The sequence below is a fragment of the Streptomyces sp. NPDC017940 genome (assembly GCF_044328435.1).
GTDB lineage: Bacteria > Actinomycetota > Actinomycetes > Streptomycetales > Streptomycetaceae > Streptomyces.
The window spans coordinates 15,263-29,017 of the sequence record NZ_JBIRHJ010000004.1; the positions used below are offsets into that span (position 1 = coordinate 15,263).

Consider the following 13,755-nt stretch of genomic DNA (forward strand, 5'->3'; position numbering starts at 1 on the left):
GTTCGACGGCTACGTTTCCTCCTGGCGCAATCTGCGCACCGGGACCGGCGTCGTCGCCGCCCCCTCGCCCTCGCCCTCGCCCTCGCCCTCGCCCTCGCCCAGCGCACCGCGGAGCGGCAGAGGCTGAGTCGACTACCTACCCCAGTTGAGTACCAACGCTCAGGCGCGCCGTCCCGGCCCGCTCGTACCGTCCAGCCCATGCACATAGACCACGCTCCCGAACCGGTGCGCCGCCGGGTGGGCATCACCGCGGTGGCCTCCTGCCTGCCGGAGCTCGAAGTGACGTCCCGGCAGTTGCAGGAACGGATCGCCGCGGCCTCCGGGCTGGCCCTGCCGCCGCGGATGCTCGAACGGGTCACCGGCATCGCTTCGCGGCGGGCGGCCGCTAAGGACGAGTACGCCTCGACGCTCGCGGTGCGGGCGGCGCGTACGGCGCTGGACCGGGCCGGGCTCGCCCCGTACGACGTGGACCTGCTGGTGTTCGCCTCCGCCACGCGGGACGTCGCCGAACCGGCGACCGCGCACATCGTCCAGGCCGAAATCGGTTCCCGGGCACACGCCTTGGACGTGACCAACGCGTGCAACAGCTTCGTCAACGGGATCGACATGGCACGGTCGATGATCCTCGCCGGCCGCGCCCGCCGGGCGTTGGTCGTCACCGGGGAGACCCCGAGCCGCGCGGTGCGGCAGGACCCCTCCGGCCTCGACCAACTGCGGGACGGGTTCGCGGGTTACACCTTCGGGGACGCTGGGGCCGCGGTCGTCCTGGAGGCGGTGGAGCGGGGCGGCATCCTCGACGTGGACACCGAGACCCACTCCGAGCACTGGCAGGTCGGCGGCATCCTCGGCGGCGGTTCGCGCCATCCCAGAGGCGACGAGCACACGTACTTCCACGGCGACGGCAGCGAACTGCGCGAGGTGTTCGAGAAGGTCGGCACGTCGGCGCTCGACCGGATGCGGCAGCGCACCGGTCTGGCGTGGAGCGACTTCCGGCACATCCTCGTACATCAGGTCACGGTGCCGTACCTGGAACGGTTCGTGGAGTTCACCGGCGTCCCGCAGGACCGGCTCGTCGTCACGGTCCCCGCGCTCGGGAACATGGCCAGCGCCACCCTGGGTGTCCAGCTCGACCGCGTCCATGAGGGCCTGCGGGCCGGTGACCGGGTCCTCTTCGTGGGCCTCGGCGGCGGCGTGAGCATCATGACCATGGTCTGGGAGAAGGCATGAGCTCCCTGTGGATCGTGGTGCCCGCGCACCAGGAGGAGGCGCGCATCGGCGCCACCCTGGACGCGCTCGTGGCGCAGCGCGACCGTGACTTCACCCTCGTCGTCGTGGACAACGCCTCCACCGACGGCACCGCCGCGCTGGCCCACGACTTCGCCCGCTGGGCGCCCTTTCCCGTGCACGTCCTCAGCGAACCGGAGAAGGGTGTGGGCTGCGCGGTGGACACTGGCTTCCGGTATGCGATCGAGCACGGCGCGACGCTGCTGGCCCGCACCGACGCCGACTGCCTCCCGCGCCCCGCCTGGACGGCCAGGGCACGCGCCGCACTGGCGCAGGGCGCGGGCCTGGTGTGCGGGCGCATCGACGCGCGCCGTGACGAGCACGGACCGCTCGGGCGGGCCGCCTTCCGCACGCTGGTCCGCGTCGCCGCGTTCTTCGGCCGGATACGCCCCGCCCACCACCGGCGGCACGGCTATCTCGCCCCCTACCGGATGCACGCGGGCAACAACATGGCCGTCACCGCCGCGCTGTACGAAGCCGTCGGCGGGATGCCGCGTCGGCCCTCCCCCACCGACCGGCTCTTCCTGAACCGTGTGCGCCGCCACACCACCGCCATCGTCCACGCCCGCGACATGGTCGTGGAGAACTCCACGCGACGGCTGAGCGCCTACGGCTTCGTCGGCACCGCCCGCTGGTACCTCGACAAGGGCCCGGGCCGGCACGGAGAGGACCCGCGCTGATGCTCGACACCCTCGCCCGCACCCTGCGCCGCCACCCCGAACGACCCGCCGTCCTTACCACCACCCGCACCGGGGCCGTACGCACCAAGGCCACCCACGGGGAGCTGGCCGACCTCGCCGACCGCTACACCACTGCCCTGCACCGACGGGGCGTCGGACGCGGCGGCACCGTGGGCGTCGCCGTACGGCCGGGGCCCCGCGCCCTGGCGGTGATGCTCGCCGTGCACCGGCTCGGCGCCCGGGCTGCGGTGCTCGACCCGGGTGCCGGGCCGGAGGTGCTGCGTGCCCGCCTCGCCCTGGCCGGTCCCGACGTCGTCCTGGCCGATGCGACCGCCCAGGCGGTCGCCGGATGGGCCCGGCCGCTCGCCCGCCGGGCCCGCCTGGCCCTGCCGGACCTGGCGGGACTGGGGCCGGTGGCCACGGTCGGGCCACGGCTGCCCGGCTGCGCCCCCGCCCTGGATGCCGATGTCCGGGCCGTACCGCTGCCGCCCCCGGTGGACGAGGACGGCGACGCGGTCATCGTGTTCACGTCGGGCACCACCGCGCAGCCCCGCGCGGTGGTGCACACCCGCGCCTCGCTGGCCGCCGGCATGGCCACGGTGGCCGAGCTGGTACGCCCCGAGGCCGGGCGGCCTGTCCTCGGCGGCACCTTCTTCGTCCTCGTACCGTCCCTGGCGTGCGGAGCGCCGGTCGCGCTGCCCGCTCGCTCCGCTCCCGTACTGGGACGGCAACTGCGCCGTCTCGCCCCGCAGGCCACGTATCTGACGCCCCCGCAGCTGCGGCGGCTGCTGGCGGAGGGCGGCCGCTTCCACGGGCGGGTGTGGACCGGGTCGGCTCCCGCGAGCGCCGAGCTGCTCACCCGGGTCAAGCGGGCGGGCGCCGAGGAGGCGTGGGGCGTCTACGCGCTGACCGAGCTGTTTCCCGCCGCCGCGGTGGAACAGGCCGACAAGGCCGCGTTCACCGGTGCGGGCGACCTGGTCGGCTCGCCCCTTCCCGGAGTCGTGGCGAAGACCGACTCGTCCGGGGAGCTGCTGCTGTCGGGCTCCGCCGTGCGGGACCGCTACCTGGGTGAGGACCCGGACCCGTGGGTCGTCACTGGTGACCGGGCACGCATCGAGGGTGGCCGGATCGTGCTGGAGGGCCGCAGCAAGGACATGGTCCTGCGGCACGCGGAGAACATCTACCCGGGGTTGTACGAGCCGTCGTTGCACCTGCCCGGCGTCGAACTGGCCCTGCTCGTAGCCGTACCGGACGGTGACGGCGACGAGCGCCTGGTCGCCGTGGTCCAGCCGAGTCCAGGGGCGGACCGCAACGCGCTGCGGACGGCCCTGGACAGACCGCTGGGGCGCATGGGCGCCGCCCGCCCGGACGCGGTGCTGCTCGCCGACATCCCGCTGTCCGGCCGCTCGCTGAAGCCCGACCGCGCCGCGACCGCGCGCCTCGCCGCCCGGCGCCTCGATGGACGGCACCTCGATGGACGGGGCCTCGATGGACGGCACCTCGATGGACGGAGCCGGGGGTGACCGCGTCCGGCAGCGCGCCGCTGCTGTGGGCCGTGGTGCCCGCCTACAACGAGGAGGCCGGGATCGGGGCGACCCTCGCCGCACTCGCCTCCCAGACCGACACCGGTTTCGCCCTCGCCGTCGTCGACAACGCCTCCACCGACGCGACCGCCGCCGTCGTACGCCGCTTCGCCGCCACCGCGCCTTTCCCCGTGCACCTCGTCCACGAGGAGGAGCGGGGCACCGGCGCCGCCGTCGACACCGGCTTCCGGTACGCCGTCGCGTGCGGTGCCGCGCTGCTCGTACGTACGGACGCGGACTGCCTGCCCGCCGCCGACTGGATCGCGGCGGCGCGCCGTGAGTTCGCGCGCGGGACGGAGCTGGCCTGCGGCCGCAGCCTGCCGCGCCACGACGAGCGGCCCTCGCCCGCCGAGCGGTACCTGCTTCCGGCGGTCGTCAGGGCGACCGCGCTGTACGGGCGCTACCGCGCCGAGCACCGGCACCCGCGCTACCGCGCGCCCTACGTGCTGTGCCACGGTCACAACGTCGCCATCACGGCCGACCTCTACCTGCGCTGCGGGGGCACGCCCCGCACTCCGCTCCAGGGCCCGCCCGAGGACGTCGCCCTCCTCAACCGGGCGCGCGAGCACAGCCACCGGGTCACACGGGCCGAGCGCATGGTGGTGCACAGCAGCCTGCGCCGGCTGCGGGCCTGGGGCGCCCGCCGTACCCTCCTGTGGTGCTGGGACCGCCGCTACCGGCCCGCCGACCCGAAGCAGGTGCACGTCAGGTGACCACGGTTCCCGCCGCACCCGCCCTCCGTGCCGCCCGGCGCCGCGACCGACGCGTGTACACCCGCTCCCACCCCCTGCTGTTCGCCCTCCTCGCCGCCACCCGCCGCCGCGCGGTCACCCGCATCGGCGGCGCGGTGCTGGTGCACGGCACCGAGCCCTACCGGCAGGCCCTCACCCGTGTCCCGCTGGACCGCACCGCCGCAGGCACCACCGGTGGCGCCGCACGGGAACTGTCCGCGGGCGGCGCACTGTTCGACGAGGACGGCACCGGACACCGCGCCACCCGGCGTGCCCTGGCCGACGAGCTCGGCGCGGCCGGAGTGGAGCGGCTGCGCCCGGTGTGGCAGGACGTCCTGGACCGCCGTCTGGCCCCGCTCGGCGCGGGCCGCGACATCGACCTCGTACCGCTGGCCCGTGAACTGGCCGGCGCCACCGTGCGCGCGCTGCTCGGTGCGACCGGCGACCCGGTGGCCATCGCCTCCGCGGCCGCCGCTGCGGCGGCCGCCGCTGTACGCGACCACCTGCCCGGTCCCCGCCCGCCGGGCACGGCACGTGCGGCCGCCGCGGCGACCACACGGCTGGAGGCGCTGCTCGCCCCGGCATCCGGCGCAACGGCCGAGTCGGCCCTGCGGGCCGTGCTCGCGGTCGCCGCCGTCAACACCACTGTCGCCGCCCTCCCGCGCGCTGTCGCCTGGTGCGCCGACGGGGAGCTCTGGGAGCAGGCGGCCGACGATAGGCTGCGCCCCGCCCTGGTGGGCGAACTGCTGCGGGTGATCGCTCCCTCGCCGCTGCTGCCCCGCGTGGCGGCGGCCGACGCGGAGCTCGACGGCTGCCCGGTACGGGCCGGGGACCGCCTGATCCTGATCGCTCGGCACGCCGCCCGGGCCCACGACCGACTGCCCGACGCCCGTCACCCCATTCCGTCCGCCGCCCAGCTCGTCTTTGGCGCCGGCCCCCACGTCTGTCCCGGCGCCCGCATGGCCCGGGCCCAGCTCGACGACACCCTCGCCGCGCTCGCTCCCCACCGCCCCACCGTCCTGCGCGCCCACGTCGACCGGGGCGCGGCCCTGCCGGGCTGGCGCTCCCTCACCGTCCGGGCGGCCGACGCCCGTCGATCGCAGGAGAATTGATGACCACGATCGCCGTCACCGGGGCGAGCGGCTTCTGCGGCTCCCACGTCGCCACCACAGCCGCCGCGCGCGGCGCCCGCGTCCTGTGCCTCGGCCGTCGCCCCGGCCCGGTCGGGCGGCACATCCCCTGGGACGCCGCACGCGAGGTGCCGGACCTGTCCGTCGCCGACCTCGTCGTGCACTGCGCGGCGGCCGTCGGCGACCCGGTGCCCGGCTCCCCCGCCGAGGCCGCGATGCACGCCGTCAACGTCGAGGGCACGGCCCGGTTGCTCGAGTCGGCTGCCGGCCGGCCGGTGGTGTGGGTGAGCAGCGCCAGCGTCTACGCTCCCGGCCCCGGGCGCTCCCGCGTCACCGAGGACCATCCGGTGCGCGGCCACCTGAACGCGTACGGGCGCACCAAGGCCGCCGGTGAGGCGCTGGCGCTCGCCGCGGGCGCCGTGGTGCTGCGGCCGCGGGCGGTCTACGGCACCGGGGATCCGCACCTGGTGCCCCGGCTTCTGTCCCGCGTCCGCCGCGGGCTGCTCGTGCTGCCGGGGCCCAGCGTCCGCCTCAGCCTGACAGCCGTGGAGAACCTCACCGACGCCTGCCTGCTGGCCGCCCGCTGGCCGCCGGGCGCGTACAACGTCGCCGACCCGGTGCCGTACGACCGGGACGAGGCGATCCGGACGGTCCTCCGCGCACACGGCGTACGGGCACGCGTCCGCCACGTCCCGTTGCCGATGGCCCGGGCCGCGGCGGGCGCCGCCGAGGCGCTGGGCCGACTGCGCCCGCACGCGGAGCCGCCGCTCACCCGCTACGCCGTCGACCAGCTCGCGCACTCCGTCGTCCTGGACGTGAGCAGGGCCGAGTCCCAAGGATGGGTGGCTCGTCGTACGCTCAAGGACTACGAGGGCTCCGCCGGGAAGCAGGGAACCCCGTGCCGCAGAGCCGCCTGAGCGCGACGGCGCGTCAGCGTCAGGGTCCACCGACGGGTCGGGCCGTGCGGCAGTCGCCCCAGCCCCTTGATGGTCGGCGGGACTGCCCTCAACCCGTGGGGGAACTCCGCCTCGCTCATGGACGAGCAGGCCTGTGGGAGAGCGGGCGCCGGGGATCGCGGGATTCGACCGTGCGGACGAGGGCACCTGGAACTCATAACGAGTAGTCAGGAGACGTCAGGTGGTCATGACCTCCCGCCCCGGCCCCCAAGAGATCAGAGCGAAGCGTTGGGCTTGGGGCACGCTGTCCGTGGCGCTCCTGCTGAATGCCCTGGCACGCATCATGGAGATCCACGGGTTGTGGTGGGTCATTCTGCGTACGATCGTGCTGGTCGTCTTCATCGTGACGATGTTGCTGTACGTGGTCCTGCACATCCGACGTCTCCGAGATGATCGTCGCAGCGGGCGGTCCCGCAGGAGCGACTCGATGGATGCGCGCTGAGGGTTGTCCCGTATGGGGCTCGGCTCTGCACGATGCCAGGCGGTCAGTGCACAGGGCGCGCTGTAGAGGTCGCTGTCAGCAGCACGGAGCCACGGCGGACGGTGGCTGGACGCGGGCCGAGGCCGGTGCGGGGCCGTGCCGGACCGGCGCCCCTCAGTGGTCGTGGATCACTCCGGCTCGGGAGCGTGCGGGCTCGTCGAGGGCGGCGCGGCCGGGCGTTCCCGGCCGCCGTCGTGACCGGACGCCACCACGATGAGCAACCCCACCACGACGGCTCCGGCGGCAACCCGGCCGCAGGCCCGCACCGTCCAGCCGGGCAGCGACACGCCTCGGCGCCGACCCGGTGCGCCGAGGCTCTGGGCCCGCCGAGCGGGCCGCAGCAGGCGCAGCAACAACAGCACGGCGACCGGGAGTTGCAGCAGCCACAGCACGGTGCGCGGCCACTCGCCGTACCAGACGTTGGTGCCGTACAGCAGGGTGTGCCACACGCTCAGCACGTACACGACGATCACGAAACGGTGCAGGCGGCGCCAGGTGTTCGCGCCGATGCGGTGCCGGATGTAGAACAGCAGACCGAGCGGAACGGCCAGGTAGAGGGCCCCCTGGCCGATGGGGATGGCGAACCGGCCGGTGCCGGAGTCGTACCAGCCGGGCACGAACGAGTCCGCGAATCCCGCCCACAGCCGTTCGGCCCACGCCAGCTCGGTCTCGTAGCGTACGAGTTCGGCCGCGAACATCAGCGCGTGCGCGAACATCAGGGCCATCGTGGTCAGGCTCGTGGTGCGGTGCCAGCGTTCCAGGACCTGTCGGGAGACCGGCAGCCGGGCGGGCCGCGGCCCCGAAAGCAGCAGACCGAGCATGACCGTGCCCCAGGCCCACAGCAGGCCCGACCAGCCGAACGCCTGGCTGAGCAGGTACATCCAGTACGTATGGGGGTCGTCCATGAACGGCATGACCGCGACCGTCGCCGAGTCACCCGATTCCATGCGGACGTACAGGAACGCGAAGACGCCCGCCGTGACCAGGACCGCCGCGGTCGCGTCGGGCAGCGCGGCCCGCAGATCGGCGCTCAGGGCGACGCGGTCGGCCGGACGCCTGTCACCGGCGGACTGCGGGGGCGTGCCGTCGTCCGCGGGCGTCGTCTCTGGCAGCATCCTGGGCCTTCCCGGGCGCGGGACACCGACGGGCGGTGTGCACGTGTGGTCGGGCAACAAGTGTGGCCGAGTTGGCCGGGCAATACTGAGGCCGTATTCAGCCAGAGTGGCGTATGGGGGCCAAGTGAGCATCATCGAACGCCAACTCTCGCTCAAGAACGATCGCTTTCGGACAACTGCGAAAGCGCCCCCTGCCGCAGCGGCGCGGACGGCCCTACGCTGACGCTTGCAGTCGGTTCGTGCCTCCTGTCCCCCGGACACCGGTGGTGCGACGCAAGAGGGAACCCGGTGGGAATCCGGGACTGTCCCGCAGCGGTGAGGGGAACGAAAGCCGTCAACAGCACTGGGCCCGTAGCTGGATGGGGCCGGGGAAGCGACGGCCGGTAGGTGCCCGCCGGATCTCCGGTGAGCGAGCCCACGAGTCCGAAGACCTGCCACTGCGCCCGCGCCTGACGTGCGGGTTGTGCACGGTGACCTCGAGGACTGGGTCGGCGGTACGGACGGCCGCAGGGCATGTGCTGCGCCGCGCCTCCTTCGCGGTCCTCTTCGGGCTCGGGACCAGAGGAGGGCATGTCCGTGACCACGCGTGTTCCTGTCATCCGTGTCGGATGCCGGTCGGCCTGTCCGTCGGCGGACCGGACGGGACGGTGCTGACACCCTCCGGGGAGCCCGGTGGGACGCGGCAGGGGCCGGGCCCCACCGTGTCAGGCGTCTGCCACGGCACTCTGGGTGAGCTCTACCAGGGCCCGCTGCGGGCGGGATCCGAGCCGGACATCGCGGTGGTGTCCTTTCCCGTGGACCGTCATTCCTGGGTGCACTTCACCCCGGGGACGGACACGCCGAACCGGCTGCCCCTCGGGGAGAAGTCCGCGACGGCGGCCCGGCTGTTCCTGGAGCACTTCGGGCTGACGCTGCCACCGGGCCACTGGGACGCCCACTCCGACCTGCGGGTGGGGGTGGGGATGGCGAGTTCCACCGCCGACATCGTGGCGACCCTGCGCTGCCTGTTCCGGCTCTTCGCCCTGCCGTACGACACGGACGTGGTCCTCGGGATCCTGACCGCGATCGAGCGGGCCGACAGCGTCTTCCTCGACGAGTTCGCGCTGTACCTCAGCGGTCGGCACCGCGTGCTCCGTCGCCTCGGCACGGACATCGGATTCCACACCGCCTACATCACCGAGCCCGGGACGGTGGACACCGCCGCCGTCACCGACCTTCTCCTCAAGCACTACCGGCGGCACGGGGAAGAGTACGAGCGCTGCCTGACAGATCTGCTCAAGGGCTTCGCATCCGGCGACCCGGCCGCCGTCGCACGGGCGTCCACCGTCAGCGCCGCCCTGTCGCAGCACGTGCTGCCCAAGGCGGCCTTCGACAGCATGCTCGCCCACCGCGAGCGGTTCGGCGCCGACGGCGTCTTCGTCGCCCACACCGGCTGCATGATCGGCTACCTCTTCCCCACCCGCCTCGACGCCGACGGCAAGTCGGACCTGTCCGCCTACTTCCACTCGCTCGGCCACCAGTGTTCCTTCGCCCAAGGAGGCTACGGGTGATCCACCCCCACATCGCCGACGCCTTGAAACTCCCCGACCTCGTACGGCTCACCGACGGCGTCGTCCTGATCCGGTTCGAGTCGATGAAGATCTACTCAGCGCTCGCCGCCGTCCGCCACCTCCTGGAACGGGGAACGATCCGCCCGGGACAAACCCTGATCGACAGCTCCAGCGGCATCTACGCCTACGCCCTGGCACTGGCCTGCCACCGCTACGGCATGCGCTGCCACATCGTCGCGTCCACCACCGTCGACACCAGCACACGCGCCCAGCTCGAGATCCTCGGTGCCACCGTGGACCAGGTCAGCCCCTCGAAGAACCTGAAGCTGGACCAGGAGTTGCGCGTGCGGCGCGTGCGGGAGATCCTCGCCGAGCACCCGGGCTGGCACTGGATGCGCCAGTACCACGACGACATCCACTACCTCGGCTACCACGAGGTCGCCGACCGGATCACGGCCACGTTTCCCGAGGCCGCGCTGACCGTCGTCGGAGGCGTGGGCTCCGGGGCCTCGACGGGTGGCCTGGTGGAACGCCTGCGCGCCACGGACCCCTCGGTACGGCTGGTCGGTGTGCAGCCCTTCGGGAGCGTCACCTTCGGCAGCCAGGACCACCGCGACCCCGAAGCGATCATCGCCGGCATCGGGTCGTCGATCGCCTTCGACAACGTCCGCCACCACCTCTACGACGCCCTCCACTGGCTGGACTTCACCCACGCCATGTCCGGCACGATCGCGCTGCTGCGCGAGCACGCCGTCTTCGCCGGTCTGTCGACCGGCGCCGGGTACCTGGCCGCGACGCACGAGGCGCGTCACCACCCCGACCGGCTGCACCTGGTGATCGGCGCCGACACCGGACACCGCTATGTCGAGCGCGTCTTCGCCAGGCACCCGGAGGCCCTGGACCCCGCCGCCCTGCGACCCGTCGAGGTATCAGGACCGCAGGAGATGACCATGCCCTGGTCCACGATGCCCTGGCGGCGCGCGGCCCGCCCGGCCGACCGGAAGGAGCACGCGGCATGAGCGTCGTCTGCCTGGAGTCCCTCACCTTCGGACTCGGACACCTGGTACGCGCCGCCGACGCGCTCGGCGAGCGACTGGTGCTGCTCACCCGAGACCCCGCGTACTACGCCTACGAGCTGGAGCGGCTCGCGCCGGACGCCCTCGACGTCGTGGAGATCGACACCTTCGACGTGCAGCAGGTGGAGGACCTGCTGCGCCGGACTCCCGGGGTGCGCGGTCTGATCAGCTCCACCGACACCTGGACGCTGGTCGGCGCCGAACTCACCGGACGTCTCGGCCTGCCCGGCCTCGATCCGGCCGTCCTGCGCCTGACCCGGGACAAGGCGGCCGTACGCAACCGTCTGTACGAGAGCGGGCTGACGCGCGGACGAGCGGTCGACGTCACCGGGCGCGGCACGGAGGAGGCGCTGCTCAAGGAGGTCGGTCTGCCCGCCGTCCTGAAGGACACGGCGGGTACCGGAAGCCAGAACGTCTGGCTGGTCCACGACGAGCCGGAGCTGGTGGCGGCCCTGGACGAGGCGGCCCGGCGGGAGCTGAAGGGACGACTGTTCGCGGAGCCGTACTTCAGCGGACCGGTGTACAGCGCCGAGACGCTCACCTGGGCGGACCGGACCCGGCTCCTCGGCGTCTCCAGTCGGCTGATGTCCCCGGAGCCCTACTTCCGGGAGGAGATCACCGCGTTCCCCGTCGCCTTCCCGGAGGCGCGGCGGCACGCCCTGGAGCGGTGGCTCGGTGAGGTGCTCGCGGCAGTCGGCTACACCGACCGCTTCGCGCACCTGGAGTTCGTCCTGACGACCGACGGCCCGGAGGTCGTCGAGATCAACCCGCGGATCGGTGGCGCCCTGGTCGGCGAGGGCATGTGCCGGGCGCTGGGTGTCAATGTGTACGAGGCGATGGTCGAGGCCGCGCTGGGCCGGCGTCCCCGTCTGATGGACGTGGACCTTCCCGGCGGTCCTGCCGTCGCCTTCGTCCTGGGCTATCCGGCCGCACCCGGGGTGTTCACGGGCGTCGCCGGCCTGGAGCGCCTGGTGGACATGCCGGGATCACCGGCCTGGTACCCGGTCAGGTCCGCCGGCGATCCCATCGAGCACCTGGCCGACAGCCGCGGTTACGCGGGCATCGTCTACGCGGAGGCCGAGACCGCCGAGCTGGCCACCCACCACGCGGTGGCCGCCGCCAACGCCGTGCGGGTGCTCACCGAGCCGCTTTCGCCGGGCGGCGCCCCCGAGCGCGAGGCGTCCGGTGGGTGACCGCGCAGGCGGAAAAGGCTTGCGGGCCGCGCTGTTCCCGCTCGACGGACCGCTGCGCTTCCTGCTGCTCAGTTCGTTCCTGATCCCACTCGGCAGCTTCATGGTCCTGCCGTTCATGTCGGTGTTCCTGCACGAACGGCTCGGGATGGGCCTCGCCACGGTCGGTGTCGTGCTGGCCGTGGCGTCCCTCGTGCAGTTCTCCGGAGGGGTCGTGGGCGGGGCCCTGGCGGACCGGATCGGGCTGCGCCGCGCGATGCTGTGTGCCCTGCTCATCCGCACCGCCGGTTTCGTCGGCCTCCTGCTGGCCCTCCGCTGGCCGCCCCTGGCCATCTGGGCGCTGATGCTGACGTGCTGCGGCGCCGCACTGTACCTGCCCGCCAACAAGGCCTACCTCGTGCACGGCGTGGAGGACGAGCGCCGCCCGGCGTTCCTGTCGGCGGGCAATGCCGCCCTCAACGCGGGCATGGCGGTGGGGCCGCTGGTCGCCGGGCCGTTCGTGCTGTCCTCGCCCGGCTGGCTGTTCGCGTCCGTCACCGCTCTGTTCGTCCTGGTCACCGCGGGGCACGCGCGACTGCCGCCGGCGGCCGGGGCCCCGGAGTCCGGCGCGCGGCCGGCTGGGCAGGGGCTGTTGACCGGGGTGGCTGCCCTGCCGTTCGCCGCCAACATGCTCGCCTTCTACCTGTACTTCCACTTCCAGCACTTCCTGGCGGTGTACGCCGTCGAGCGGGCGTCCAGCACGTTCTACAGCCTGGCCCTGCTGCTCTGCTTCACGCTGGTCATCGTCGTACAGCCGCTCGCGTCCGACCTGATCCGGCGCATGCCCTACGCGACGGCCCTCGCGGTCGGCTTCACGGGCCTGGCCGCCGGGCTGGCCGTCCTCTCACTCGGCAGCCGGGCCGCGCTCCTCGCGGGCGGGGCTCTGATCACCCTCGGCGACATCGTCCTGTTCCTCAAGAACGACTTGGAGGCGCTGCACCGCAGCCCACGCTCGGACGCCGTGGTCTTCGGCCAGCAGCGGCTGGCCGCGGGGCTCGGCGCCTGCGCGAGCGGAGTGCTCGGCGGACAAGTGTACGACCACACCGCACAGGCGGGGAACACCGGCTGGTTCTGGCTGCTGGCCGCCGCGCAGTGCGTGTTGCTGCCCCCGGTCCTGCTGGCGCTGCGCGAGCGCGCGGGCAAGACCCCCCACTCGCATGACGACGACGAAGGAGCACTGAGACCGCATGGCACGAACGGGCGGGTTCCAGGACGATGACTTCTGGACCGAGTTCTACGACTTCCTCTTCTCCGAGCAGCGCCACGTACAGGCCGAGGAGCTGCTCGACACCTCTCCCCTGCTGTCCATCCCGCCCGGAGCCCGGGTACTGGACCTGTGCTGCGGACCCGGTGTGTTCACCGTGCCGCTCGCCCGCCGCGGGTACGACGTCACCGGGGTGGACCTGAGCCCGGCCATGCTGGACCGGGCGCGCAAGCGTGCGGCCGACGCCGGCACCCGGGTGACGTACGTGCGGGCCGACGCGCGCGAGTACGAGGCCCCGGGTGCCTTCGACGTCGTCCTCAACATGTTCACCTCGTTCGGGTACTTCGAGGACCCGGCCGACAACGCCCGCGTGCTGCGCACCATGCACTCCTGTCTGGCCCCCGGCGGCACACTCGTCCTGGACCTCGCCGGAAAGGAACTGCTGGCCCGCAGGGTCACCCCGCCCAAGGTGGTGCGGCGGGGCGAGGACCTGGTGGTGCAGACCGACACCGTGCTGGACGACTGGGCGAGGATGCGCAGCGACTGGGTCCTGGTCCGGGGCGAGCAGGTGACGCGGGCCGATCTGGTGTGGTTCGTGTACAGCGCGGTCGAGCTGCGGCACATGGTGGAGGAGGCGGGCTTCGGCCGGGTGGAGGTCTTCGGCGGCTTCGACGGCCGCCCCTACGACGAGAACGCCGAACGGCTGGTGCTGCGGGCGACCCGCGAGGCGTGACGG

General features: G+C 73.2%; 13 protein-coding genes and 1 riboswitch. Of the genes, 12 read left to right on the forward strand and 1 reads right to left on the reverse strand.

Going from position 1 to position 13,755, the window contains the following annotated elements:
* The first annotated feature begins 198 nt into the window (after positions 1-198).
* From ACH4DX_RS14565 to ACH4DX_RS14595, 7 genes are all read left to right on the forward strand, one after another.
* On the forward strand, positions 199-1,227 hold the full coding sequence (locus ACH4DX_RS14565) for a 3-oxoacyl-ACP synthase III family protein (RefSeq protein ID WP_398155299.1): 1,029 nt from the start codon (positions 199-201) through the stop codon (positions 1,225-1,227).
* Positions 1,224-1,964 carry a glycosyltransferase family 2 protein gene (locus ACH4DX_RS14570; protein WP_398155300.1) on the forward strand — a complete coding sequence of 247 codons (741 nt, stop codon included), beginning with the start codon at positions 1,224-1,226 and terminating at the stop codon, positions 1,962-1,964. The genes ACH4DX_RS14565 and ACH4DX_RS14570 overlap by 4 nt, the downstream gene beginning before the upstream one ends.
* Positions 1,964-3,487 (forward strand): AMP-binding protein, encoded by a 1,524-nt coding sequence (locus ACH4DX_RS14575; RefSeq protein WP_398155301.1) that lies wholly within the window; start codon positions 1,964-1,966, stop codon positions 3,485-3,487. The genes ACH4DX_RS14570 and ACH4DX_RS14575 overlap by 1 nt, the downstream gene beginning before the upstream one ends.
* Positions 3,484-4,260, forward strand: coding sequence for a glycosyltransferase family 2 protein (locus ACH4DX_RS14580; protein WP_398122456.1), 777 nt, complete (start codon positions 3,484-3,486; stop codon positions 4,258-4,260). Before ACH4DX_RS14575 ends, ACH4DX_RS14580 begins: the two co-directional genes overlap by 4 nt.
* Positions 4,257-5,390 (forward strand): cytochrome P450, encoded by a 1,134-nt coding sequence (locus ACH4DX_RS14585; protein ID WP_398155302.1) that lies wholly within the window; start codon positions 4,257-4,259, stop codon positions 5,388-5,390. The genes ACH4DX_RS14580 and ACH4DX_RS14585 overlap by 4 nt, the downstream gene beginning before the upstream one ends.
* Positions 5,390-6,325 carry an NAD-dependent epimerase/dehydratase family protein gene (locus ACH4DX_RS14590; protein WP_398155303.1) on the forward strand — a complete coding sequence of 312 codons (936 nt, stop codon included), beginning with the start codon at positions 5,390-5,392 and terminating at the stop codon, positions 6,323-6,325. The genes ACH4DX_RS14585 and ACH4DX_RS14590 overlap by 1 nt, the downstream gene beginning before the upstream one ends.
* 220 nt (positions 6,326-6,545) lie before the next feature.
* Positions 6,546-6,806 (forward strand): hypothetical protein, encoded by a 261-nt coding sequence (locus ACH4DX_RS14595; RefSeq protein WP_398155304.1) that lies wholly within the window; start codon positions 6,546-6,548, stop codon positions 6,804-6,806.
* A gap of 167 nt (positions 6,807-6,973) precedes the next feature.
* Here the strand turns inward: ACH4DX_RS14595 and ACH4DX_RS14600 are convergent, their stop codons facing one another.
* Positions 6,974-7,960: a ferric reductase-like transmembrane domain-containing protein gene (locus tag ACH4DX_RS14600; RefSeq protein ID WP_398155305.1), complete on the reverse strand. Its 987-nt coding sequence runs from the start codon at positions 7,958-7,960 to the stop codon at positions 6,974-6,976.
* 247 nt (positions 7,961-8,207) lie between these two features.
* Positions 8,208-8,414, forward strand: a riboswitch (cobalamin riboswitch).
* A 247-nt stretch (positions 8,415-8,661) separates the two neighbouring features.
* Here ACH4DX_RS14600 and ACH4DX_RS14605 point away from each other — a divergent pair.
* The 5 genes from ACH4DX_RS14605 to ACH4DX_RS14625 are packed head-to-tail and all read left to right on the forward strand — an operon-like array spanning position 8,662 to position 13,752.
* The gene (locus ACH4DX_RS14605; protein WP_398155306.1) at positions 8,662-9,510 is read left to right on the forward strand and encodes a hypothetical protein; all 849 of its coding nucleotides are present in this window, start codon (positions 8,662-8,664) and stop codon (positions 9,508-9,510) included.
* Entirely contained in the window at positions 9,507-10,529 is a 1,023-nt protein-coding gene (locus tag ACH4DX_RS14610; protein WP_398122462.1) for a cysteine synthase family protein, read from the forward strand. The genes ACH4DX_RS14605 and ACH4DX_RS14610 overlap by 4 nt, the downstream gene beginning before the upstream one ends.
* Positions 10,526-11,779, forward strand: a complete 1,254-nt coding sequence (locus ACH4DX_RS14615) for an ATP-grasp domain-containing protein (RefSeq protein ID WP_398155307.1) — start codon at positions 10,526-10,528, stop codon at positions 11,777-11,779. Before ACH4DX_RS14610 ends, ACH4DX_RS14615 begins: the two co-directional genes overlap by 4 nt.
* Before the next feature lie 19 nt (positions 11,780-11,798).
* Positions 11,799-13,034 (forward strand): MDR family MFS transporter, encoded by a 1,236-nt coding sequence (locus ACH4DX_RS14620; RefSeq protein WP_398155308.1) that lies wholly within the window; start codon positions 11,799-11,801, stop codon positions 13,032-13,034.
* On the forward strand, positions 13,003-13,752 hold the full coding sequence (locus ACH4DX_RS14625; RefSeq protein WP_398155309.1) for a class I SAM-dependent methyltransferase: 750 nt from the start codon (positions 13,003-13,005) through the stop codon (positions 13,750-13,752). Before ACH4DX_RS14620 ends, ACH4DX_RS14625 begins: the two co-directional genes overlap by 32 nt.
* Positions 13,753-13,755: the final 3 nt, after the last annotated feature.